Source organism: Shewanella scandinavica (assembly GCF_031932065.1).
Taxonomy (GTDB): domain Bacteria; phylum Pseudomonadota; class Gammaproteobacteria; order Enterobacterales; family Shewanellaceae; genus Shewanella; species Shewanella baltica.
Genome location: NZ_JAUOES010000002.1, coordinates 24,800 through 48,963, shown reverse-complemented (window position 1 = coordinate 48,963; position 24,164 = coordinate 24,800). Strand labels below are relative to the sequence as shown.

Genomic DNA, 24,164 nt, shown 5'->3' with positions numbered 1-24,164 from the left:
CGCCTCATTCCCGCTCAAATTGCGTTACAATTCAACCTTAGTATTTACATCTGCTTTCAGTTACTCTTTATTCACCCTCACTCGATTGAATAAAATAATGCAGATAAACAATAAGATAATTATAAGCTGCAGCATGATCGCTAGCTTAGTCTCACAGACCACATATGCCCAAATCAATACAGGGACAACCTCAAATAAACTCACGGCTTTTACCCATGCTGAATTAATGATTGCGCCGGGTAAGCGTTTAAGCGATGCCACTTTATTGGTTGAAAATAATCGAATTAAAGCCATTATTGAGCACGGTGACATTCCCGCTGGCGCATTTAAAATCGATTTGAGTGGTTATACTATTTACCCTGGATTTATCGATCCTTTCACCGATTATGGGATTGAGTTCGAATATCCAAAACTTGGGCTCACTCGCCCTGTCTATGATATTAAACGTATCGGCGGCAATGCAGACAATGGTGCAATTCATTCTGAAAAAGAATGGTTTAATTACGTTTATCCCAATAAAGAACGCGCTAAAGAGTGGATCAATAATGGCTTTACGAGTGTGCAAAGTAGCAAACTCGACGGAATCTTCCGAGGGACGGGTGTTAGCCTGTCATTAGCAGACAAAACCGCCAACGAAGTGATTTATCGTGCCCGCAGTCAACCTTTTATGGCATTCGATAAAGGCTCATCTGAACAAGATTATCCGTCATCATTAATGGGCAGTATTGCGCTTATTAGACAAACCTTTGCCGACGCCAATTGGTATAATCAAAATAAAAACAAACAAGGCAATGGCGCAATAAACAATCAAGTCGAATTTAATATCGCCTTTGAACGCTTAGATAATTTAACCGATAAGCAAATTATCTTTGAAACCAAAAATCTCAACGATCAATTGCGCGCCGCCCATTTACTCAAAGAACATAAACTGCCAGCCAACCTGCTCGGTAATGGTCAAGAATACTCGCGCATCAATGAGTTAAAGGCGCTGAACTACCCGTTAATCTTGCCTTTAAACTATCCGCAAGCGCCTGATGTTGGAACAGATGATGCCGATCGCGAAGTGTCACTGGCGGATTTAAGACAGTGGGAACGTGCGCCAACCAATCCAGCAGAAGTTGCCAAAGCGGGTATTCCCTTCGCACTAACACAATTTGGTATTAAGACAGATGCCTTTTGGCCGCGCCTGCGCCAAGCCATTGTCCAAGGTTTGAGTGAAGAGCAAGCCTTAGCTGCACTGACCACCCAAGCCGCCGAGATGACAGGCACCGCCGATTTTACCGGCAAACTCGCCCCCGGTTACATGGCTGACTTTGTTATCACTAAGGGCAATATTTTTAAAGAAGGTCAGATCTACAGTGTTTGGTTGCAAGGTCAGGAGCAAAGTCTTCGCTCACTGCCCCAAGCAAAATTACTGGGCGATTATCAATTGAGCCTCAATAATCTCACGCTGGATTTATCGCTGCAAGATGCGAGCAAAGGTGATAAACCTAAAATCCAAGGCAGCTTAAGCAGTGGCGAGCAAAGTATCGCGCTCAGCCAACTTAAATTAGATGACGACGGTCGATTAAGCTTTACTGCCGATTTGAGCGCCGCAGGCATCAATGGTCTTAGCCGCTTTACGCTGTGGATGGCCGATGACGGTATTCAGGGCCGCATGGTCGATGCTAAGAGTCGCACCACAAATGTTGCCGGTATTGCGATAGCGCAAACTGCAGCGGTTGATAATGCCACTCAAGATGACCATCAAGCACCCAAGGATAAAGCCAACACTAGCCTAGTGAGTCACCTCACCTTCCCTAACGTTGCTTATGGACTGAGCGAAGCACCTAAGGTCGAGAAGCTGCACATCAAAAATGCCACCCTGTGGACCTCGGATAAGCAAGGCATTCTCGAACATGCAGATCTCTTGATGGCCAATGGCCGCATCGAAAAAATTGGCCAGCAACTCAGTACGCCTTCTGGTTATCAAGTCCTCGATGCAACAGGTAAACATCTTACTGCGGGCATTATTGATGAACACTCACATATCGCCATTAATGGTGGCACCAACGAAGGCACGGATGCTGTGACCTCTGAGGTACGCATTGGCGATATTATTAATCCCGACGATATTTCAATCTATCGGGCCTTAGCGGGCGGCGTCACCAGCGCGCAATTACTCCACGGCAGCGCCAATCCAATTGGCGGCCAATCGCAACTGATCAAAATGAAATGGGGTGAGCCAGCCGAACAACTCAAATTTGCTAACGCGCCCGCCAGTATCAAGTTTGCTTTAGGTGAAAACGTCAAACAGAGTAATTGGGGCGAGAAATTTGTGCAGCGCTTCCCGCAAACGCGTATGGGAGTCAAAGCCTTATTTGAAGAGACCTTCGATGCCGCCATCGCCTATGAAAATGCGTTAAAAGCCTATGATAATCTGCGCTCCAGCGATAAGAAAAAAACCGTTGCACCGCGCCCAAGTTACCGTCTGCAAGCAGTGGCCGAAGTATTAAATCAGCAGCGTGATGTGCACATTCACTCCTATGTGCAGTCAGAAATCCTGATGTTTATCCGCTTAGCTGAGGCTTATCACTTTAAAGTGCAAACCTTTACCCATGTGCTCGAAGGTTACAAAGTGGCGAGTGAACTGGCCGCCCATGGCGCTGGCGCTTCGACCTTTGCCGATTGGTGGGCCTATAAGTTTGAGGTGTACGACGCGATTCCACAAAATGCGTGTTTGATGCAAAACAAAGGCGTGACCACCAGCATAAACTCAGACGACTATGAAATGCAGCGCAGACTCAACCAAGAAGCGGCTAAGTCTATGATGTATTGCAATATGTCGAAGGAAGATGCTTGGAAAATGGTCACTATTAATCCAGCCAAGCAATTAAGAGTCGATGAATTTGTGGGTTCACTCACACCTGGGAAAATGGCCGATATCGTGCTGTGGAACGCAGAGCCACTGTCGATTTACGCCAAAGTGACACAGGCATGGGTTGAAGGAAAACGCTACTTTGACCGCGACCAAGACCAAATTGCCCAGCAAGCAGTCGTCAACGAGCGCGCCGCACTTATCCAAAAAATTCTCAGCAGTGATGATCAAGCCAAAGCGGGTGAAAAAGTCACGCCACTTAACGAGCCACAGTGGCACTGCGACACCCACTATCAAGCATGGGGCCACACTCATGAGGGAGCCAAATAATGCAACATTCATCTAAACCGGTTTTGTTTGCCGCGCTACTGGGCGCGATTTGCACCACGCTGGCCCCAGCGATGGCAAACGATATCGTGCCTACTCCTAAACAAAGTCGCAGCGTACTGATTAAAAACGCCACAGTGCACACAGTCAGTCAAGGCGTGCTCAGCAATACTGATGTCTTGATTGAAAATGGCAAGATCACGGCCGTTGGGCCTCAACTCACCAGCCAAATCAACAGTGCAACCGCAGAAACCAGTGACACTCAAGTCGTCGATGCTAGCGGTAAACACTTGTATCCGGGCTTAATTGCCCTCGATACCAGCTTAGGCTTAGTTGAAATTGAAATGAGCCGCCCCACGGTCGATAACGCCGAGGTGGGTTATATCAATCCGCAGATCAGCACAGCCACAGCTTACAATGCGGATTCGGAGCTCATCCCGACCATACGTTTCAACGGCATTACTCACGCACAAATCGTCCCGAGCGGCGATGGTATTGCTGGCCAATCGGTACTAGTGGATCTCGATGCGTGGACGATTGAGGATGCACTGACACCCAGTGCAGGACAGTTCCATGTCTACTGGCCGCAAATTAAACGCATGCCAGAAGATGAAAAAGAGAAAGCCAAGGCTATCGAGAAAAATCAGCAGGCGATCGACCAGCTCAATATCGCCTTTGAAGATGGCTATCGCTATTTCTTAAGTGATAAAGCCAAGGGCAAAGATAACAACAAGGATGAAGATCCACAGTCCGCGACCAACAACCTGCGCTGGCAGGCCATGTTGCCGCTATACCAAGGTAAAGCGACACTGTTTGCCCATGCCGACAGTGTTGGCCAAATTGAGCAAGTGATTGCTCTGACAAAAAAATACCAATTCAAACTGGTGATTGTCGGCGGATACGATGCATGGCGCTTAGCCTCAAGCCTGAGGGAAGTTAATGCGAGCGTCATTTACCCACATACTTTGAGTCTGCCTAAGCGTAAAGATGAACCGGTGGATTTGCCCTTTAAAATCCCCTCCTTGCTCGCTAATGCAGGAATTCCCTTTGCCCTTGGGTTCTCATCGGACTGGAACAGCCGTAACTTACCCTATGCAGCAGGTTATAGCGCCGCCTATGATTTAACGCCTGAGCAAGCGCTTAAGTCCATCACCTTAGATGCCGCAAAACTGTTAGGTGTCGAGGATTTAGGGGCGATTGCCGTGGGATACCAAGGCAGTGTTGTACTGTCCGAGGGGGACATTCTCGACCCTATGACCAATAAGATAGAGGCTATCTGGATTGAAGGACGGCAGATAGATCTGAATAATCGCCATCAGCAGCTTTATCAAAAGTACCTTAAGCGGTAGAATTTACTCAGATAATAATATCGCATCGGCGCAGCCTACCAAGGCTGCGCAGTTTTCCCCTCAATCTCAGGTCAAACCATGAAAATTATCCTCTCAAGTGCATTAGTGCTACTGCTCAGTGCCTGTGCAAGCGACTACAGTTTTAACAGTAATTTGGACGGTGAGGCGATTAATGACTATTTCAAGGCATCCGATGTCACCCTCTATGAAGGCGATACCTTGCCAAAAGGTCATTATGAATTAAAAGGGTTGGTCCAAGGGGAATCCTGTCAGGCCGATGTCAACAGCGTACCTGCGTCATTAGCCGATGCCAGAACCGAAGCCCGCCGTAACGCCGCAGATAAAGGCGCTAACGGCATTATCATCAAACAATGTGTGATGTTAGATGAAGCCGCCCAAGGTTGTATCAGCCGCGCCCTGTGCGTAGGCCAAGCAGTTAAAACGGCTACCGCAGAGTAAGTCACACGCTGAGCAAACAAACTGCTCGCGATTCGATGATCTAAGATTGCCCGTATCAACCGCTTAATGGCTGATGTTCCATGAGCAAGGATTCATGGCTAACGCTGCATAATTAGCGCTCAAAGATGGGCCTTAATGATGAGCTTAGAATGATGAACTTAGGCGGTTGTTATACTTACCCTTTTAGGTAATTTTTTGCATGACATTTACCAACCAAATTGTCGCAGTAGCGACATGCCGCACCCCCTATAAACAAAAGTTTGGCATTCCAAGACAACCCGGACTCGTTGAGGCTCGCGGCTATGTCGAACTCGAACCCCATGTCAATCATATCGATGCGGTGCGTGGCATAGAGCAATATTCCCATCTCTGGTTGCTATTTTGCTTCCATGAAAATCTTGCCCAAGGTTGGAAAACCACAGTGCGGCCGCCGCGATTAGGCGGCAATGAAAAACTCGGCGTATTCGCCACTCGCTCCACTTTTCGCCCTAATGGTATAGGCCAGTCAGTAGTGAAACTGCACGGTGTAGTACAACGCAAGGGCAAAGTGTGTCTCGAGATTTCCGGTATGGATCTGGTCGATGGCACGCCAATTATCGATATTAAGCCTTACATTCCATTCTCGGATTCGATTACCGATGCTGTCGGCGGCATTGCTCAAGACGCCCCTAAACTGATTTCAGTGGTGTATTCCGATAATGCCAAGGCACAAATTGAGCGTTACGCCCAGCAGGAAACCTACACAGATTTAGCCGTACTTATCCGCGGAGTCTTGGGGCAAGATCCGCGCCCCGCCTATAAAAAAGCCAAGGACGATCCTAAGCTTTATCAAGTCGCCCTCTATGATTTAGATGTGTTCTGGCAAATGGCGGTCGATAATAATGACCAAGAATACATCTTGGTACTGGAACTCAAACCGGGGAAATGTGGCTAAATGCCTACGCCAACGCCTAGATCAGAGCCGGCATCTTTGCCTGATTATCAAAGCCAGCATAAAAAGCGTCTCTCTTGGATGCCGTGGCTGTATTTTTCTTTAAAAGAGAAACATTTAGTCTGGGCAAAACCTTGGCAGGATGAGATCCAAGCAAAGCTTTGTGCCCTCGAAACAGTCAACATCGGCGAGCACTGTTTTATTGCACCCGAAGCGCAGTTATTCGCCGAACCCAATCGTGATATCCGCATGGGTAATCGCTGCATGATCGCCGCCGACTGTTTTTTACACGGGCCCATCACGCTAGGGGATGAAGTGGCGATTAATCATGGTTGCTCCTTCGATGGTGGCAGGGTCGGTATTCAGATTGGCAGCCAGACCCGCATCGCTAATAATGTCACTATTTATGCCTTCAACCATGGCATGGCGCCAGATACGCCCATCTATCAACAAGCTGCCAACTCCAAAGGCATTGTTATAGGTAAAGATGTGTGGATTGGCGCTCAGGCCGGCATAGTCGATGGTGTGACAATTGGCGATCACGCTGTGGTGGGTATGGGTAGCATAGTAACTAAAGATGTGCCCGACTGGGCGATAGTGGCTGGCAACCCTGCCAAAGTGATTGGCGATAGGCGGGATAAAAGCTAAATCGGCTGGTACAAATCGCATCTTAAATCGCTTTCCTTTGACTCAGTAATCTTCTCAAAAATGCTATTTGTCTCCCAGCTAGTTGAATTTAACCTAAATACGTAGGTGACATCATCAAAGCAGGTGATAAAATGGCGACCATTCAACTCAAATTTGGACATCGGTAATGCGCGTCAGCAAGTACCTGCTATCAACACAGAAAGAAACTCCTGCCAACGCAGAAGTCATTAGTCATCAATTAATGTTACGTGCGGGCATGATCCGTCGTAATGCGTCGGGCCTTTATAGCTACCTCCCCACGGGCTTACGCGTGCTGCGTAAAGTCGAAGCCATTGTTCGTGAAGAAATGAACAAAGCCGGTGCAATTGAAATTCTAATGCCTATGGTGCAACCGGCAGACTTGTGGGTAGAAACAGGTCGTTGGGAAAAGTTTGGTCCCGAGCTGCTGCGCTTTAAAGATCGCCACAATCGCGACTTCGTACTGGGCCCAACCCACGAAGAAGTGATCACAGATCTCATTCGTAAAGAAGTCAGCTCATACAAGCAATTACCGCTGAACCTTTACCAAATCCAAACCAAATTCCGTGACGAAGTTCGCCCACGTTTTGGCATGATGCGCTCACGCGAATTCTTGATGAAAGACGCCTACTCTTTCCACCTTGACGTCGATACCATGAATGAAACCTATGAGGCCATGTACAACGCCTATAGCAACATTCTAACGCGCATGGGTTTAGCCTTCCGTCCAGTATTAGCTGACACAGGTTCTATCGGTGGCAGCATGTCACACGAGTTCCACGTTCTGGCGCAAAGCGGTGAAGATTTAATTGCTTACTCAACGGGTAGCGATTACGCGGCTAACATCGAGAAAGCTGAATCACCAGTACCCACAGAGCCTCGCGGCGCTGCCACTGAAGAATTGCGTTTAGTCGATACCCCAAATGCAAAGACCATTGCTGAATTGGTTGAGCAGTTTGATCTGGATATCACTAAAACCGTCAAAACCTTGATCGTCGTGGGCGCATCAGAAGCGACGCCGTTAGTGGCACTGATTGTTCGCGGTGACCATGAACTCAACGAAGTCAAAGCTGACAAGTTAGACTTAGTGGCATCACCAGTAGAAATGGCATCAGAAGCGCTGATCCGTGACGCCATTGGCGCAGGTCCTGGTTCACTTGGCCCTATCGGTCTTAACATCCCTATCGTTATCGATCACAGCGTTAGCGTAATGAACGATTTTGCTGCTGGTGCGAATGTGGATGACAAACATTATTTTGGTATCAACTGGGAACGCGATCTGCCGACAGCACAAGTTGCCGACATCCGTAACGTAGTCGAAGGCGAGCCAACACCAGATGGTTCAGGCACTTATGCTATGGCACGCGGTATCGAAGTGGGTCATATTTTCCAACTGGGTACTAACTACTCTAAATCGATGAACGCGACTGTACTTGACGAAAACGGCAAGTCACAGGTGCTATTGATGGGTTGTTACGGCGTCGGCGTAAGCCGTATTGTGGCCGCAGCCATCGAGCAAAACTTCGATGACCGTGGCATCATTTGGCCAGAAGCGATTGCGCCATTTAGCGTGGGCATTCTGCCAATGAACATGCACAAGTCGCACCGCGTAACCGATATCGCCGAGCAGTTATACAAAGACTTAAACGAAGCGGGTATTGACGTATTACTGGACGATCGTAAAGAGCGTCCAGGCGTAATGTTCGCCGATATGGAACTGATTGGTATCCCACACACAGTGGTGATTGGCGATCGCAATATCGATGCTGGCGTATTTGAATACAAAAACCGCCGTACCGGTGAAAAGCAAGATATTCCATTTGATCAACTGCTCGACTTCCTGAAAAACGCAGTGAAAGGCTAAGCCTCAACGCGAAATATAGAAAAGCTTAACGATCAAAAACGAAACGCACTTAAGCCCAGCTTAAGTGCTTTTTTTTATTGGCTTTTTATTGGACTTTTATTGACCTTCGTCGATCACTCACGACATGACTTTTATCTGTAGCTGTTTATCTTTGTATTTTTGGCACTGTATTTTTGGCAAGGTATTTTGCGCTAACAGGTACTGACTCGGAGCGACGCCCATCAACTGCCTAAACATATAACCAAAGGCTGAACCCGAGGCATAACCTAAAGATAACGCTGTAGTGAGCACTGATTCACCTCGACTGAGCATTTGAATCGCCACCTGCAACCTAAGCCTTTGCAACCATTGGCTATAACTTAGCCCAGTTTGCTGTTTAAATAATCTCGCTAACGTGCGGGCCGAGGCGCCGACCTCCCGCTGCCAATCCACCAAAGTACGTTGCTCACTTGGATCCGCAAGCAAAGCCTCTGTAATGCGCAGTAATTTTTTATCCCTAGGATAAGGTAAATCCAAGGCGACCTTAGGGGCGAGCACAATAAAATCACGGATCACCATCAAGAGTCGCATGACGCTATCCTTAAAATCGGGATCAATCAGCCCAGCCTCACTCTTCATCAAGGCATTAGCCTCTTGCAGTAACAACTGCAAAACAGGCTTCACACTCAAACAAGTACAGTCGGGTGGAAAACCGCCTATCTGGGTGTCATCCAAATACAAACTGCTCAATTGCACCTGACCTAGCGCGATAACCTCATGATCGACAAAGGGAGGCACCCACACTGCTTGTTCAGGCGGCACTATGTAACGCCCCGCTGGCGTAATCACACTCAACACACCTTGGCTGGCATAAATGACCTGTCCCCAAGAATGACGATGGCGCTGCACATGTTCATACGGCATGAGTGTTCGCTTAAGCAACATGATGGACGCGCTTAGCCCTGCGGCGGCTAAACGTGATGGCGCCACCTGAGTGCGCGGAGTTATATGCTGCTGGGATAAAGGAGTGTCGGTTACTTGATTCAAGGTGTTATCGCCCAAGGTGATTTTTATATCGAAGCTTCTTTTCGTATTAGCGTACCTCTCGATTTAGCAACGCCAATTTAGCAACGCCTTTTATTTTAGGAAGTGTCTTTTAATCTAGACATTAAGTCAATCTATCGAGCTAACGCCAAAGCGGCAAGCGCTAACATGCCCTCTCAGATTTAACAAATTGGAGATGACATGAGCATCCACATGAATAAAAACCGGGTTACGCCCGTCACCTTACAAAAAATGAAAGGTAAAACGCCAATAGTCGCCCTCACCGCCTATGAAAAACCGATGGCGGAACTTATCGATCCTCATGTGGATATGATTATCGTCGGCGACTCCGTCGGCATGGTGGTTTATGGGCAAGACTCCACACTTGGGGTTACCTTAGAAATGATGATTAACCATGGTCTGGCTGTCACTCGCGGCGCAGCACATGCCTGCGTGATTATCGATATGCCCTTTGGGAGTTATCAAGAATCGCCTCAGCAAGCCTTTAGACATGCCAGCCAAGTATTAATACGTACTGGCGCGCAGGCGGTAAAACTCGAAGGGGGCGCAGAGATGCTAGCCACTACTCGCTTTTTAACCCAGCGAGGGATCCCTGTGATGCCACACATAGGGTTAATGCCGCAGCACGTCAATCAATTAGGTGGATTTAAAACCCAAGCAAGGGATGCAACAGCAATCGAAGCCCTCGTTCGTTTAGCGAAAGACTTCGAGCAAGCTGGTGCTTTTAGCATACTGATAGAAGGCACGTCCGAACTCGCGGCGCGCACAGTAACGGCAGAAGTCTCAATCCCAGTCATCGGCATTGGCGCCTCACCCGCCTGCGATGGCCAAGTGCTCGTGACTGAGGATATTTTAGGCTTATTTTCTGACTACACGCCTAAATTTGCCAAACGCTATATCGACTTAGGCCCCTTAATCACTCACGCCTGCGCCGAATACGCCAGAGAAGTGAGAACCGCTGAGTTTCCAACAACGGAGCACTGCTTTGGCCTCAGCCAAACAACCAAGATTACAGCGGATTAATTGTTTAAAGCGAAATATTGCAGCAATCGAATAGACTATAAATCGAAATTTGCAACTAATTGAGTCTATCGACTTGCTTTTTATAGGGGGGCGTTGCTTTAATAAAACTATTAAAACAATAAATTGAGTCTGAAGATTGCCTACATCAACTGCATTAGTATTAGGTGGCGGCGGCGCAAGAGCCGCCTATCAAGTCGGCGTGCTAAAAGCACTGGTTCAGCTTTATCCGCGTAATCATGGCATTCCCTTTAAAATCATTTGTGGCACCTCGGCAGGCGCCATCAATGGCACCTCCATAGCCACCCATGCTTCCTGTTTTCATCTTGGCGTCAAAAAGCTCGAATGGGTGTGGCGCCATTTTGAGACTCGCAAAGTGTATCGCGCATCCATCACTGGCGTGCTTGGCCACCTTGGTAAAATGGCACTCAAAGGCATGCAGGACGATAAGGTTAATACCGATGCAGGCAGTCTGCTCGATAACGATCCACTCCGAAAACTGCTCAATGAATTAATCGATTTTAAACGTATCGACCGTAATATTCGCAGCGGCGCACTCACCGCACTCAGCGTCGATGCCTCTTGCTATAACAACTCACGTTCGGTGAGTTTTTTCCAAGCTTCACGGGATATCGAAAACTGGACCCGCGCTAGACGCAGCGGCGAACGTATGATGCTCAACACTGAGCACCTACTCGCCAGTTCGGCCATCCCTATGGTGTTCCCCTCGATTAAACTCAACCAAGCCTATTATGGCGATGGCTCGGTCCACCAGCTGGCACCGCTCTCAAGTCCTATCCATTTAGGCGCTGAAAAACTCTTAGTCATTAACTTAGAGAGTCCACACAAACACTTCCCAATGGAACTGGAGTATCACCCTAAAACCGCATCCATAGCGGGCCATCTGCTCGATACTATCTTCTCAGATACCTTAAACAGTGACCTTGAGCGGCTCGAAAGGATCAATAACACCTTAAGCCTGATCCCCGAGTCAAGCCGTAACAAGCTCGCCTTACATCCGATTAAAACCTTAGTCATCAAGCCCAGCGAAGACCTCAGTAAAATTGCCGCCCGCTTCTACGATGACATGCCATGGGCAGTAAAAACCTTACTCGGTTTTATTGGTATTGATAGACAATCCGACTCGAGTATCGTGTCCTACCTATTATTCGAAAAAACCTACACCAGCGCGTTGATCGACCTAGGCTACAAAGATGCCATGGAGCAAATCGACGAACTTAAAGCCTTTTTTGGTTTAAAATCAGAAAATAGCGCAGAACCTTATCGCTAACAGCTATGATGCAGCACTCATTGACTAAAGCAGATTTATAAAGGTGAGTTTGTTTAGCTGTTCAAGTCTAAGATGAATGATACAACTCATTAAAATAAAGGGGCTTAGTTTATAGCTAAGCAAAATTTCAATCGAAAGCCTGAATCCTCTTTAGGATTTAAGATTGATCATTTAGCTAGTATCCCCTATCATGTTTTACTAGATTAGCTAAAATCACTTAAATTTTTTCTAAAAGGGAATCACGATGAAAAAAACTTCACTAGCACTAATCGCTGCTATCGCTGCATTCAGTTCTGTCGCTGCTAATGCAGTCGATGGTCAACCAGCTGGCAACAATGCTGCTGCAAACAGCACAGGTACAATCGTTGCTGGTACTGTAGCTGGTGCAGCTGTAATTGCTGGCGCTGTTGTAATATCTAACAGCTCTGATGGTAACCCTATCACTGGTACAGGTACTACCACTACCACTGGTACTGGCAATTAATCAGTTATTAATGACTCTTAAACAACCGCCTATTGGCGGTTGTTTTTTTTGCTCGTTTAGAGAAAGTGAGAATCACTTCATTTATTGAAATAAGTCTCAGATATCTCTACATTAGATATTTATTACTATTGAGAATAAGCAACTCGGATGCGTATAAATAAAAAATTAATCTTACTCACAGCCTCAGTTGCATTAATGGGTATTGCCGGCTGTAGTCAACGAATTAGCGCCCTCAACGATACGATGAAATTGGCTCTTATTGGAGAGAATGATATTAAGCTCACCACCGAGCAAATAGAAGCCAATCCCTACGCTAGCATCTATGTCAAGATAGAAGATATACCTCAAGCATTTGTTGTTTTAGCCTTTGCAGAACCGAAACAAACCCTCACCACTGTCAGACCAGCGCCAGAAGCAATGGAGCTAAAATGGCTCTCTGCAGATAAAGCAATGTTAGTGACGGTGAACGGGCGTTTAGTGAGAACTCATAATCTGCTCAAAGGCAATTTAACCGCTATTAAAAGTTCAGAACCCGATCCTATTCTCCTAGGTCTACATCTAAATAGCACGCCTAAGACTTGGACTCGCACGCTTGACTGGCAGCCCGGCTACCATTATGGGTATAAACTTAATTCACAGTTTGATTTTATCGCTGAGGAAAAGATACTCATAAATGATACTCCCACTCAAGCATTGCATTACAGCGAGTTAGTATCTGTTGAAGGTCTTGATATTCAATATTTAAATGAGTTTTGGTTAAAACCGGATAATGGGCACGTCATTAAAAGCCGCCAGAAGATAGCACCCAATCTGCCTTTTATCGATATAACTTTACTTAAGCCATTTGCATCTTAGTGGAACCATTATGAGATATTACATCGCGCCATTGGCACTTGTACTTAGTTCAGCACTAACGGCAACCGTTCATGCTGAAACCCAGTTATTCATCAGTACATCTACGAATCAGGATGCTCAGGTTCAACTAAACTATCCGACAGCAGTGCGTATAGAACAAATAGTACAAGACGGATTACAGCAACTCCCAGCATATAATAAAACCACGAATAAAGAGGTTGTTCCAATTTATTGGTTAGGTGCGGCATTACTCGATATTCAGAATACCGCCGCATTAGAAACGAAACGTCAGCAAGTCTTAAGCCAGTTAGCTAAAATGGGCCAAGTAAAAGACGACAGTGCTTACATCGCAAAACTGGCTAAGCTCGCACAACTTATTCGCAGTCTACAACTTGGGCAGCGCGTAATGCAGCCTATGGATATTGACCTTATTCGTATCAATGATTCATACAATTCGCTAATTGATGGTCGTTTCCTATTAGTCTTACCGCCTCGTCCAAGCACTGTCACAGTGCTTGGTGCAGTAGCTCAAACAGGGGATTTGGCATGGCAAGGCCAAAAGACTAGCAAAGATTACCTCAAACAAGCAGGGTTACTCGATAATGCTGAAACAAGTTTTGTGTGGATTATTCAACCAGATGGCAAAGCGATAAAACAACCCATCGCTTATTGGAATCATCAAGAGCAAGATATTGCTCCTGGAGCAAGTCTCTACGTTGAGTTTTCAAGTCTATTTGATGACTACACTCAACTGAATGAAAACATTGTTGAATTACTCAGGAATCGGGCTCTGTAATGAAAAAGTCTAGCCACACAATCCATACCTTAGGCCGATTATCTGCACTGTCTTTGGCATTATTACCATTACTCCAGGTAACTGCAGATGAGTTTTCTTATCCAACACTGTTAGCCTCGCAATCAGATTTTGGTGGTGTTGGTTTGATGCAAATGCCAACAGGCCGAATGGCGCCTGAAGGCGAGTTTAATTTTGCGACTAGCTATAACGACGACTACCAGCACTTCACAGCCTCAGTACAACTGTTTCCTTGGTTTGAGACCACTGTTCGTTATACGCAGGTACAGGATTTACTCTATAGCAGCGATCCCAGTTTCAGTGGTAACACTAAATACACAGATAAAGGTATTGACTTTAAAGTTCGGTTGCTTGAAGAAACAAACTGGCTCCCAGAAACATCTTTCGGTGTGCGCGACTTTGGCGGAACAGGCTTGTTCGATGGCGAGTTTATTGCGGCGACCAAACGGGTTGGCCCACTAGACTTCACCTTAGGTATTGGCTGGGGCTATATCGGTAATAGCGGTAATCTGACCTCGGATAAGAAAGACCTTAATTATAATTGTGATAGAGATACATCCGTCGGTGGCAAAGGCGGCACAGTCGATTACCAACGCTGGTTTAAGGGCTGTGCGGCACTCTTCGGTGGTGTTGAATACCAAACCCCATGGGATCCACTGCGTCTAAAGCTTGAATATGACGGCAACGATTATCAATCCGATTTCCCTGTCGTGCGTGGCCGCGATAGGAATGCTATGCCACAGGACAGCAAATTCAACTATGGTTTACTGTATCGATTTGGTGACTGGGGCGATCTGCATTTAAGTTATGAACGTGGTAATACTTGGACGCTCGGTTTTAGTTTGCAAACGAATTTCAATACCTTAACTCAGATAAAGCGCGATCCTGCTGCGGCTAAATATAAGCCAATACCAGCGGCACCGTTAACGCATGTACAAACAGCCAATATTCCTTTAGATAGTGTTAGCCCTTCAGAAAATATCATTGCGACGGCTGACACCACTCTACACATCAAAGAAGAAATAGCTGACACTCATTTAATCGTTCAGCCTAAAGAAGCAATGTTAAAAACAACAATTGACTGGAATAAGGTTGCGCAGGATCTGCAAACGATTTCAGGCTATAGCAACGCTAAAATTTACCTCGACTCTGACAGTATTACCGTGGTTGGAGAGCAAACTAAATATCGTGATAGAAATGAAGCCCACCAAAGGGCTGCCACTATACTTGCCAATAATAGCGATCTGACTCAAATTAAAGAGTATCGCTTAATCGAGACCCATTATAGCCAGCCGATTACAGAAACGCGTATTGATGCAGAAAAATTTGCCCAAGTAGCCAGCTTTGCTTACCTCAATGCTAAGGTTACTGATGCGAGTCAAGTTGCAGTCCCACGCTTACCCCAAGGTGAGTTAGTAACGCGTACTGATAAAGATTGGCTGGATAAATTAGGCTTCGATGTTGCTCCCACTATGGTGCAATCCTTCGGAGGCTCAGAAGGCTTCTACATGTTTAATATCGGTGTTACTGGGAGTGCAAACTATAAGTTTACCGATAATTTCGAATTTGGCGGTTCTCTTTATCTCAACTTATACGATAACTACGATAAGTTTTTATATGACGTACCACCAGACGGTACCGACTTGAAACGAGTAAGAACGTTAATACGCCAGTACGTTCATGATAACCCAGTGCGGGTTAATAACCTCCAATTGACATGGATGGATAATCTTAGTGATAACATTTCCTACCAAGCCTATGGTGGTTATTTAGAGATGATGTATGGCGGTGTGGGGACAGAATTTCTCTATCGTCCACTCAATAGCCAATGGGCATTTGGTTTTGATATTAACTATGCGAAACAGCGAGATCCCGACAGTATGTTCGGTTTCTTTAGTGACGAAAACCAATTTGATCCTCTAACCAATCGGGCTTATCGAGTGCAAACCGGTGTTGTGACTGGACATGCAACGGCTTATTACCAGCCGGAGTGGTTCCCCAATACTTTACTTAGAGTGAGCGCAGGGCAGTATCTTACCGAAGATAAAGGCGTGACGGTTGACTTCTCTAAACAGTTTGATAGCGGTGTTATTGTCGGTGCATTTGCGACTAAAACCAATTTATCAGCAGAAGAATACGGCGAAGGCAGCTTTACCAAGGGCTTCTATATTTCCATCCCATTCGATCTCATGACCATAAAATCGACTCAGAGTCGTGCTTTCTTGTCTTGGATGCCACTGACCCGTGACGGTGGTCAAATGCTTGGACGTAAGTACAACTTGTTTGATGTCACAGATGCGCGAGCACCTTGGTATACCAGACCGAGTGTTGAACTAGCGAAATAGTGAATGCGTAGTTAAAACTAAAAAACGGGCAAGATAATTCTTGCCCGTTTTGTTTTCTGCCCATAAAAACTGTTTAAAAAATCGAGGACTTAATACCACCGATAAATAGCAAGTTAAGCGCTCTACTCTATTGGTGACTTGATCCCATGGGGCGATGAACGTAAGTACTGTGGCGGCGCTTTCACAGTTGCACCGAGTGTTGCGGCTGCATGCCAAGGCCAATGTGGGTCATAGAGCATAGTGCGAGCAAGCGCGATAGCATCGGCCTGCCCTTGAGCCAAAATCGTTTCCGCTTTATTAGCATCTGTAATTAAGCCCACGGCAATCACAAGTATGTTTACCTGAGCTTTAATTGCTTCGGCAAAAGGCACTTGAAAGTGCTCAGCGACAGGGATTTGTTGCAGCGGACTTAACCCGCCAGTACTCACATGAATAAAATCGCAACCTCTGCTCTCTAATGCTTTTGCCAACACTAGGCTTTGGGCTAAATCCCAACCACCCTCGACCCAATCGGTTGCCGAAATCCGCACACCGAGTGCCATTTTAGGCGATATCACAGCCTTGTCCTTCCTTTTAATACAAGACGAGGCTGGCTTTATGATGCTGCACTGGCGAGACTATCTCGCGCGGATAAAATCGGTGCGGTAATTAACGGCCAATCAATAGCAAATTCAGCACAGTTCCACGCGATAACACTTTCATCTTCAGGATCATAATATTGGGTACATTGATAAATAACTTCAGCATAATCGCTGAGAACATAAAAACCGTGAGCAAAGCCCGGTGGGATCCACATTTGCAGATGATTTTCTGCTGATAGCACTCGCCCAACCCATTTCCCATAGGTGGCCGAGTCGGGCCTTATATCGACGGCCACATCAAAAATGCTCCCTGCACAGACCCGCACTAACTTACCCTGCGGTTTACGTCGTTGAAAATGCAAGCCTCGCAGGACATTACGTTGCGAACGGCTGTGATTCTCCTGCACGAACACACATGACTCGAATCCCCGCTGTGCAAAGCAGGCATCAAAATAGGATTGCCTAAACGTCTCCATAAAGAAACCGCGTTCATCCCCAAAGACTTGCGGTTCAAACACTAGCACTTCGGCTAACTCAGTTGCGCTACATTTCATCAAATACCTGCTTATCGAGTAATGCCTTGAATAGCGGCAAATCGTGGGGAGTGCAAATAATCAAGATATCCCGAATATCAGCCTGCATTAGGGTGACAAGTGGATAATAAATCATAGGTTTATCGTAAATGGGCAGTAATTGCTTACAAACAACCTGCGTCATAGGATAAAGACGCGAGCCAGTACCGCCCGCCAGTAAAATGCCTTTTCTCATTGAAATATTTAAGATTGATAAGCTAGGTGAAGTGTCCAGATTGTAGCATATAAAAGACGACGAGCCGGAAGAACGGATGACAGGAGATGAGTCAGTCGATTAACGAAAATAATGGCGCAATAGCCGTTTGCATTCCAAGCACTAAAAGCCATTCAGCTTCAGTAAGATGGAGAATCCTCTATTCAATAAAGACAAACGCCTTTGCTGAACTGAGTGTTGACTAATCTACGCCCTTACTACTTTCGGGGATCAGCATCTCAATACGTAACCCTTGATTTGGTGCCGAGAAGAGTGAAACATGACCATTGAGCTTTTGGGTGACCAGATTATAAATAATCGACATCCCCAACCCTGTGCCACCACTTTGGCGCGCCGTGGTGAAAAATGGCTCGAATGCTTTGGCTTTCACTTCATCAGACATGCCGATGCCATTGTCTTGATACGTCATCTTGATCTGTGATCCCTCCTTTTCAACCACAATATCAATTTGTTTATCTCCGACAAAATCATCGGGGAAAGCGTGGCGAAAACTGTTAGCGACTAAATTGGTAAAAATCTGAGCGATGGCGCCGGGATAGGAATCAATGAAAATATTGTCATCGAGCTCGACTTTTAAGGTGATGTTTTTCTTACGCATTAAGGGCTTTAACGAACTAAATATTTGGAAGATATAATTCTTTAAATTAAAGCGCTCACGTTCCAATATCGATTGATCTGCGGCAGTGCGTTTAAAGTTATGAACAAGTTCTGCGGCGCGGGAAAGATTACGCTCAATTAAACACAAACCATCCTGCATTGTATTGATAAAACTGACAAACTTATCTTCATCGAGATCGTTTTTCTCGAATGATCCTTTTAGTAACGACAACTCATCCAAGCAATGGGTCACGGATGTCACCGCGATACCCAACGGCGTATTGACCTCATGGGCCACACCGGCGACTAAGCTACCTAAGGCGGCCATTTTTTCATTCTCAATTAAGTGCTTTTGGGTCGATTTTAGGGTTGATAAGGCCGTCTCGAGCTCCGTTGTTCGCAGTTCAACTTGATGCTCTAAATCGGCATTAATGAGTTTGAGCTGTTGCTGGTATTCGAGGATCTCCTTAGCACTCATGGCTCGGCCAAACAGATCGGCCAGTGCCGAAGCAAACGCCTTTTCATCCCGCGTCCATTCCCTCGCCTCACCTTGATGCTCAGAACAAATAATCCCCACCATTTTGCCGTGGTGACGAATGGGGCTATCTAGCATAGAGGTGATCTGATTCGGTTTCAGATAGGTTTCAACAAACTCTTTGGTGGCGGGATCGGTTTGGGCATTATTGGCGACAATAGTGCGCTCATTATCGAGTAGGCTGAAATAATGGGGAAACTGCGCGCGGGTGAGCACTAACGCTTCTTGCGGCTGTTGGTGGTCGAGTAAATAATAACAAGCAATAGTCTGATTATCCTGACCAAACAACCAAATGCCCGCCCGCGTGATCTGTAATCCCTTACAGATTGAACTCACTATAAGTTGTGATGCTTGAATGAGATCGCCCTCATCAATAACCTGAGACTTACTGACATCAAATAGGATTCGATCAAGCATTCGGGTCATAGCGGTTCGTCCGGAATATGGATATGTAGGGAGGCAAACGCATCTAACAGTTTTAAACTCGCTTCACACAGTACGGGGTCAAACTGCTTACCCGATTGCGCCAAAATATACTCTCGCACCGCATCGACTGACCACGCCTCTTTATAACTGCGCTTGGAAAGCAACGCATCAATCACATCGACAATCGCCATGAGTCGGCCTTCAATGGGGATTTCTTCCTTAGCAATTCCACGGGGATACCCTTGCCCATCCCAACGCTCATGGTGGGTATAAGCAATTCGGGCACCCATTTTGGCAATAATACGATTTGATCCCGCGAGCAAGTTATAGCCTTTCTCCGCATGGGTTTGCATGATCGCCCATTCCTCGGCATCAAGTTTGCCTGGCTTATGCAAGATACTCTCAGGGATACCTATTTTACCGACATCGTGCAAAGGCGCAGCGTAACGAATCGTTTCGATAAAGTCCGCGTGCATGCCGATAGCAATCGCGAGCATTTCAGTCATGCGCGCAACCCGACGTACATGTGCTCCGGTCTCTTTACTGCGCTGCTCAATGGCATCGCCTATGATTAAAATCAGCTCCCTTTGCGTCTGCTGCACATTTTCACGGCCCGACAAATTCTCGAAAGTTAAGCTCACATTCGCCGCAAATAGCTCAAGAATACTGACTTGAAAATCCGTTAATTTAGTGTTGTGCTGCAAGTATAAAATACTGGTGACATGGCCACTTAGCTCATAAAACCCAACGTAAATATTGTCACGAACGAGCGAGGTTTTTAGCGCGATAGCCTCGATAATATACTCACGTACATCCCCTGGTAGCGTCTCAACGCTGCCACCTTCGCAGTAACTGATCATCTCACCCGTAGCGGCCAGAAGATTCATTTGGGTATCGAGGTAAAGGTCTTGATGATAGCTGGTGAGATAAAGGGCTGAGCTTTCAAGATTGAGTAACTGTAAAGTCTGTTCAAGCACCGCACTGCCAAAATTATGTAATGTATGACTTTTAAGTACCGAGGTGGAGGCGGCAATGACTTTCTCCATCCCCTTCTGGCTTTGCTCGATGATTTTAATATCGCGATAGGAACGCAGTGAAGTGTAGACACAAGACTTAAGCCGAGCCGCGGTAAGCTCTGTTTTGGCCTTGTAATCATTGATATCAAAGTCCCGAATCACTTGATCTTCAGGCGCCTGTCCCGGCTGGCCTGTGCGTAAAATGATGCGGGTACTGTGATTATTTAACTCAGTACGGATTTTTTGAACTAGCTCTAACCCAGCATGGTCGGTTTCCATGACCACATCAATAAAAGCCAATGCAATATCCGTTTCGGTTTGAAGTAATGCTAAACCTTCAGCGGCGCTGTAACAGGAATAGAACTGTAATACCCGATTATCTAAGGTCAGATGTTTTAGAGCAAATCGAGTCACCTCATGGATCCCAGGCTCATCATCAATAATGGCAACTTTCCAAATGCCTTGTTTAGGCTTATGGGATTTATCCTCGATAACATCAGCACTTTTCTTAAATAACGCCACAGAACCACCGTATACGATGAATAGTTAAGCTTTAGTATAGATTCAATCTCGAAAGTGACTAGTTTCAAAGGATAAATTATCATCTTATTGGTTACAGACTTTAGGCTAATAACTAACACTCACGCCACTTGGGATACACACGATTACAACTTAAGCTATTGTTATAAAATAGAAATAGCCAAAGTTAGGCTAAGCCAGCCTTGGCGGGTATGATGAATGCACTTAACCCGTAACACCTCGAAATTCTATTGGAGCCACTATGAACAAATCACTATGTTGCATCGCACTTCTGGCCTTATTTACCACGGCTTGCTCTGAAGCCCCAAAAGAAGAAACCGCAGTCGATACAACCCAAGTACAAACAGACGCCGCTAAAACCGTCCCTGTTGGTGATACTAGCCAAAATTCACTCGATTGGGCAGGCAGCTATGAAGGTGTGTTGCCTTGCGCCAGTTGCGAAGGTATTCAAACCCTGATCACATTACAATCTGATAATAGCTTTGTTCAAGAAACGGTCTATTTGGGTAAAGATGAGAAGATTTTAAAACTGATGGGCAAAGCAGCGTGGGATGAGAAAGGCCAAAAAATCACTTTGGAAGATGGCACACAGTATCTGGTCGGTGAAAATCAGCTGATCATGTTAGATACTGAAGGCCAAAGAATTACTGGCGATCTGGCCGCTAATTATGTATTGAAAAAGAAACAATAGCAGAACAAATATACGCTCAAGGATGAGCGAGCATCATTAATCAACCTCAAGGTAAATACAGAGACGAAGGAATGACTTCAAATAAACACACGCAACTGATCCGCTACCAAGATTGCCCATCAACACCATGGAAAAATGGCGGTGGGAGCACAAAACAGCTACTTATTTCGCCCGCCACTGCCGATCTTACTGAATTCGATTATCGGATCAGCATAGCAAGCATTGGCAGTAACGGACCCTTTTCATTATTTAATGGCATAGACAGACAACTGGTTATCCTAGAAGGTGATGGTGTTCAACTCAGCATCGATAACCATGAAGGGGAAAAACAGATAAATGACCTTGGAGCAAATGAAAAGATACTGGGAGACACAGATACAACTGAATATAAACGACTCACGCCTAAAGACAGTGCCTTATGCTTTGCAGGCGAAACCTCAATAACAAGTCAACTATTAGGCAGTAATGTTATTGATTTCAATGTGATGACTAAACGAGGCGTATTTAAAGCACATACTCAAAGGCTTAACTTTGATAGCATATTTATAGAAGAACATGCTGCTATCACAAACAACAATAAAAAAGAGCACCACAAGACTGAAGCTGACACAACTATCATCCAACTACTCTGCTGCTTAGATACAATGACATGGGAGCATAATGGCAAGTTCATCAAGATCATGCCCTATGACATGCTTATCATTAAACCAGGCGAAGATATAAAGTTAGTAACGACAATGCCAAGTCGATTACTTAGCGTCACCATTGCGGCCTGTTAAACATCAAGCAAATAAGTGGGCACTAACTTCCTCTAGTAAAGCACAAGTTCAGTGTTCGACCCCAAGATTGCTCTGCTCATTAGTGTCTCCACTATCATAAATCCTACCCACTTAGCCTTTCATTAAAAGTAAAAAAAACAAACATAATCAGAATTACATCCGTGCACTGGCTAATCATTGCTATCCAGAGGTAAGTACTTCTCAGAAAGTGCATTAAGCACCATTGACAGGATCAGTTTTTCATAGTCACAAATAGCTTGGCAAGTTAGTCATCACTATCAGCAAGATGGCTGTAATAAAAACTAAATAAATTTATCCGTATATTAAAAAGCACATGCAGCCCAAAGATAAACCGATAAACCAGCGCCACCTGTAATAAGTATTCGGCTAATTTGTTAGCAAAGAGCAGAAAACAAAAAGCCAGAAAGTATACAACTTTCTGGCTTAAAAATTCAGCATATCAATACCTGAATGAACGCGTATAACCGTTAGCTTTAATAGTCCTAAGGTTTAAGCCGCTCGAACCGCATCCGCGATATATTCAGCTTGAGTCTGCGTCATTATATTATCGGTAGATTCGACCATGACCCGAATAAGCGGCTCTGTACCCGATTTACGCAACAGCACTCGCCCTTGGTCACCTAAAATCCCTTCGGCTTTAATCACAGCTTGCTGAACGCTAGTCGTCGCTAAAATGCTATCAGCATCAGCTGTGGCTAAACGTACATTAATTAACACTTGAGGCAATTTAGTCATGCCAGCTTTAATCTCAGATAAACTCTTCTGGGACTCTAATACAGCTTTAAGTACCAGTAAGGATGCAACTATGCCATCACCCGTTGAAGCATGTTGCAAGCTCAATATATGCCCAGAACCCTCACCACCCAATTGCCAGCCAGTAGCTTTAAGTTGCTCAACAACGTAACGGTCACCTACTTTAGCGCGAACAAAAGGGATATCCATCTGCTTAAGCGCAAGCTCTAAGCCAAGATTTGACATTAAGGTACCAACCACGCCACCCGCCATTTCACCTTTGCTGTGTGCAGCCTGGGCAAGAATAAATAAAATCTCATCGCCATCAACCACATGGCCATTATGGTCAACAAACATTACCCGATCTGCATCACCATCGAGTGCGATACCTAAATCGGCCTCATGCACCATCACCGCAGTTTGCAAACTGTCTAAATGTGTTGCGCCACAGTGATCATTAATATTCACGCCGTTAGGTTTATCATTGATGCTAATCACTTCAGCACCAAGTTCACGGTAAACATTGGGCGCGATATGATATGCGGCGCCATGAGCGCTATCAATCACGATCTTCAATCCCGCTAAAGACAAATGATTTGGGAATGTGCCTTTACAGAACTCAATATAACGACCAGCAGCATCATCGATACGGCGCACTTTACCTAGCTTCTCAGAAGCAACACACTGCATTGCATTCTGGTTAAGCGCCTTTTCTAACAAGGCTTCTATTTCAAGTTCTTGGGCATCATTTAACTTAGTGCCGGAATTAGAAAAAAATTTAATGCCATTATCATAAAATGGATTGTGCGATGCGCTAATTACTACCCCTGCATCAGCACGAAATGTAGAGGCTAAATACGCCACCGCGGGTGTGGGCATAGGGCCAATAAGCGCAACATTCACGCCTGCAGCAGAAAAACCAGCTTCCATTGCCGACTCAAGCATATAACCACTGCTACGGGTATCTTTACCGATAAGGACTTCCTTCGTTCCACTAGACGCCAGCACAGTACCCGCAGCCCAACCTAACTTCATCGCAAAATCAGGTGTAATTGGAAACTCACCCACCTTACCTCGCACACCGTCAGTACCAAAATACTTCCTAGACATAAAACCTCCCTCAAATATTCAAT

19 protein-coding genes and 2 pseudogenes are annotated in these 24,164 nt (G+C 45.7%); 14 read left to right on the top strand and 7 right to left on the bottom strand.

The window, feature by feature from the left end; all coding sequences use genetic code 11:
• Positions 1-97: 97 nt before the first annotated feature.
• The 6 genes from Q4Q50_RS01695 to Q4Q50_RS01670 all read left to right on the top strand — a co-directional run bounded on the left by Q4Q50_RS01695 (position 98) and on the right by Q4Q50_RS01670 (position 8,453).
• Entirely contained in the window at positions 98-3,187 is a 3,090-nt protein-coding gene (locus Q4Q50_RS01695; protein WP_311898065.1) for an amidohydrolase family protein, read from the top strand.
• A complete protein-coding gene (locus Q4Q50_RS01690; RefSeq protein ID WP_311898064.1) occupies positions 3,187-4,533 on the top strand; it encodes an amidohydrolase family protein in 1,347 nt (448 codons plus the stop codon). Before Q4Q50_RS01695 ends, Q4Q50_RS01690 begins: the two co-directional genes overlap by 1 nt.
• Before the next feature lie 78 nt (positions 4,534-4,611).
• Entirely contained in the window at positions 4,612-4,992 is a 381-nt protein-coding gene (rcsF, locus tag Q4Q50_RS01685; protein WP_006082342.1) for an Rcs stress response system protein RcsF, read from the top strand.
• A gap of 199 nt (positions 4,993-5,191) precedes the next feature.
• Positions 5,192-5,926, top strand: coding sequence for a tRNA (N6-threonylcarbamoyladenosine(37)-N6)-methyltransferase TrmO (tsaA, locus tag Q4Q50_RS01680; protein WP_011847253.1), 735 nt, complete (start codon positions 5,192-5,194; stop codon positions 5,924-5,926).
• Positions 5,927-6,571 (top strand): acyltransferase, encoded by a 645-nt coding sequence (locus Q4Q50_RS01675; RefSeq protein WP_115334255.1) that lies wholly within the window; start codon positions 5,927-5,929, stop codon positions 6,569-6,571.
• Positions 6,572-6,737: 166 nt separating this feature from the next.
• Positions 6,738-8,453, top strand: a complete 1,716-nt coding sequence (locus tag Q4Q50_RS01670) for a proline--tRNA ligase (protein WP_311898061.1) — start codon at positions 6,738-6,740, stop codon at positions 8,451-8,453.
• A gap of 117 nt (positions 8,454-8,570) precedes the next feature.
• On the opposite strand, the gene Q4Q50_RS01665 is transcribed toward Q4Q50_RS01670, so the two are convergent.
• The gene (locus Q4Q50_RS01665; RefSeq protein WP_311898059.1) at positions 8,571-9,494 is read right to left on the bottom strand and encodes an AraC family transcriptional regulator; all 924 of its coding nucleotides are present in this window, start codon (positions 9,492-9,494) and stop codon (positions 8,571-8,573) included.
• Between the two features lie 183 nt (positions 9,495-9,677).
• Here Q4Q50_RS01665 and panB point away from each other — a divergent pair, with 183 nt between their 5' ends.
• From panB to Q4Q50_RS01635, 6 genes are all read left to right on the top strand, one after another.
• Positions 9,678-10,520 carry a 3-methyl-2-oxobutanoate hydroxymethyltransferase gene (gene panB, locus Q4Q50_RS01660; protein WP_311898057.1) on the top strand — a complete coding sequence of 281 codons (843 nt, stop codon included), beginning with the start codon at positions 9,678-9,680 and terminating at the stop codon, positions 10,518-10,520.
• A gap of 136 nt (positions 10,521-10,656) precedes the next feature.
• Complete coding sequence (locus Q4Q50_RS01655; protein ID WP_311891494.1) at positions 10,657-11,808, top strand: patatin-like phospholipase family protein; 1,152 nt, start codon at positions 10,657-10,659, stop codon at positions 11,806-11,808.
• Between the two features lie 244 nt (positions 11,809-12,052).
• Positions 12,053-12,292, top strand: a complete 240-nt coding sequence (locus tag Q4Q50_RS01650; RefSeq protein WP_311891495.1) for a hypothetical protein — start codon at positions 12,053-12,055, stop codon at positions 12,290-12,292.
• 147 nt (positions 12,293-12,439) lie between these two features.
• A complete protein-coding gene (locus Q4Q50_RS01645) occupies positions 12,440-13,147 on the top strand; it encodes a YjbF family lipoprotein (protein ID WP_311898055.1) in 708 nt (235 codons plus the stop codon).
• A 10-nt stretch (positions 13,148-13,157) separates the two neighbouring features.
• Complete coding sequence (locus tag Q4Q50_RS01640; protein WP_311891497.1) at positions 13,158-13,943, top strand: capsule biosynthesis GfcC family protein; 786 nt, start codon at positions 13,158-13,160, stop codon at positions 13,941-13,943.
• The gene (locus Q4Q50_RS01635; RefSeq protein ID WP_311898053.1) at positions 13,943-16,306 is read left to right on the top strand and encodes a YjbH domain-containing protein; all 2,364 of its coding nucleotides are present in this window, start codon (positions 13,943-13,945) and stop codon (positions 16,304-16,306) included. The genes Q4Q50_RS01640 and Q4Q50_RS01635 overlap by 1 nt, the downstream gene beginning before the upstream one ends.
• 122 nt (positions 16,307-16,428) lie before the next feature.
• Here the strand turns inward: Q4Q50_RS01635 and Q4Q50_RS01630 are convergent.
• From Q4Q50_RS01630 to Q4Q50_RS01610, 5 genes and pseudogenes are all read right to left on the bottom strand, one after another.
• Positions 16,429-16,869 (bottom strand): annotated as a pseudogene (locus Q4Q50_RS01630) (oxidoreductase); the annotation flags it as partial.
• A 32-nt stretch (positions 16,870-16,901) separates the two neighbouring features.
• Positions 16,902-17,441 carry a dTDP-4-dehydrorhamnose 3,5-epimerase gene (gene rfbC, locus Q4Q50_RS01625; RefSeq protein ID WP_311898051.1) on the bottom strand — a complete coding sequence of 180 codons (540 nt, stop codon included), beginning with the start codon at positions 17,439-17,441 and terminating at the stop codon, positions 16,902-16,904.
• Between the two features lie 16 nt (positions 17,442-17,457).
• Positions 17,458-17,655: pseudogene (locus tag Q4Q50_RS01620) on the bottom strand (sugar phosphate nucleotidyltransferase); the annotation flags it as partial.
• A gap of 220 nt (positions 17,656-17,875) precedes the next feature.
• The gene (locus tag Q4Q50_RS01615) at positions 17,876-19,252 is read right to left on the bottom strand and encodes a sensor histidine kinase (protein ID WP_311898049.1); all 1,377 of its coding nucleotides are present in this window, start codon (positions 19,250-19,252) and stop codon (positions 17,876-17,878) included.
• Positions 19,249-20,790: a DUF3369 domain-containing protein gene (locus Q4Q50_RS01610; RefSeq protein WP_311898048.1), complete on the bottom strand. Its 1,542-nt coding sequence runs from the start codon at positions 20,788-20,790 to the stop codon at positions 19,249-19,251. Before Q4Q50_RS01610 ends, Q4Q50_RS01615 begins: the two co-directional genes overlap by 4 nt.
• A 259-nt stretch (positions 20,791-21,049) precedes the next feature.
• Between Q4Q50_RS01610 and Q4Q50_RS01605 the strand changes: the two genes are divergently transcribed.
• Positions 21,050-21,499, top strand: coding sequence for a copper resistance protein NlpE (locus Q4Q50_RS01605; protein WP_006085564.1), 450 nt, complete (start codon positions 21,050-21,052; stop codon positions 21,497-21,499).
• A 71-nt stretch (positions 21,500-21,570) separates the two neighbouring features.
• Positions 21,571-22,278 (top strand): HutD/Ves family protein, encoded by a 708-nt coding sequence (locus Q4Q50_RS01600; RefSeq protein ID WP_311898047.1) that lies wholly within the window; start codon positions 21,571-21,573, stop codon positions 22,276-22,278.
• Positions 22,279-22,788: 510 nt separating this feature from the next.
• On the opposite strand, the gene glmM is transcribed toward Q4Q50_RS01600, so the two are convergent.
• The gene (gene glmM, locus Q4Q50_RS01595; protein WP_311898045.1) at positions 22,789-24,141 is read right to left on the bottom strand and encodes a phosphoglucosamine mutase; all 1,353 of its coding nucleotides are present in this window, start codon (positions 24,139-24,141) and stop codon (positions 22,789-22,791) included.
• Between the last annotated feature and the right edge of the window lie 23 nt (positions 24,142-24,164).

Bases quoted from the DNA above. Each gene is read 5' to 3' on its own strand.
- Q4Q50_RS01615 (WP_311898049.1), bottom strand. From the start codon at position 19,252: ATGACCCGAATGCTTGATCGAATCCTATTTGATGTCAGTAAGTCTCAG.
- Q4Q50_RS01600 (WP_311898047.1), top strand. From the start codon at position 21,571: ATGACTTCAAATAAACACACGCAACTGATCCGCTACCAAGATTGCCCA.
- tsaA (WP_011847253.1), top strand. From the start codon at position 5,192: ATGACATTTACCAACCAAATTGTCGCAGTAGCGACATGCCGCACCCCC.
- Q4Q50_RS01605 (WP_006085564.1), top strand. From the start codon at position 21,050: ATGAACAAATCACTATGTTGCATCGCACTTCTGGCCTTATTTACCACG.
- rfbC (WP_311898051.1), bottom strand. From the start codon at position 17,441: ATGAAATGTAGCGCAACTGAGTTAGCCGAAGTGCTAGTGTTTGAACCG.
- Q4Q50_RS01695 (WP_311898065.1), top strand. From the start codon at position 98: ATGCAGATAAACAATAAGATAATTATAAGCTGCAGCATGATCGCTAGC.
- Q4Q50_RS01650 (WP_311891495.1), top strand. From the start codon at position 12,053: ATGAAAAAAACTTCACTAGCACTAATCGCTGCTATCGCTGCATTCAGT.
- rcsF (WP_006082342.1), top strand. From the start codon at position 4,612: ATGAAAATTATCCTCTCAAGTGCATTAGTGCTACTGCTCAGTGCCTGT.
- Q4Q50_RS01645 (WP_311898055.1), top strand. From the start codon at position 12,440: ATGCGTATAAATAAAAAATTAATCTTACTCACAGCCTCAGTTGCATTA.
- Q4Q50_RS01670 (WP_311898061.1), top strand. From the start codon at position 6,738: ATGCGCGTCAGCAAGTACCTGCTATCAACACAGAAAGAAACTCCTGCC.
- glmM (WP_311898045.1), bottom strand. From the start codon at position 24,141: ATGTCTAGGAAGTATTTTGGTACTGACGGTGTGCGAGGTAAGGTGGGT.
- Q4Q50_RS01675 (WP_115334255.1), top strand. From the start codon at position 5,927: ATGCCTACGCCAACGCCTAGATCAGAGCCGGCATCTTTGCCTGATTAT.
- Q4Q50_RS01640 (WP_311891497.1), top strand. From the start codon at position 13,158: ATGAGATATTACATCGCGCCATTGGCACTTGTACTTAGTTCAGCACTA.
- panB (WP_311898057.1), top strand. From the start codon at position 9,678: ATGAGCATCCACATGAATAAAAACCGGGTTACGCCCGTCACCTTACAA.
- Q4Q50_RS01690 (WP_311898064.1), top strand. From the start codon at position 3,187: ATGCAACATTCATCTAAACCGGTTTTGTTTGCCGCGCTACTGGGCGCG.
- Q4Q50_RS01635 (WP_311898053.1), top strand. From the start codon at position 13,943: ATGAAAAAGTCTAGCCACACAATCCATACCTTAGGCCGATTATCTGCA.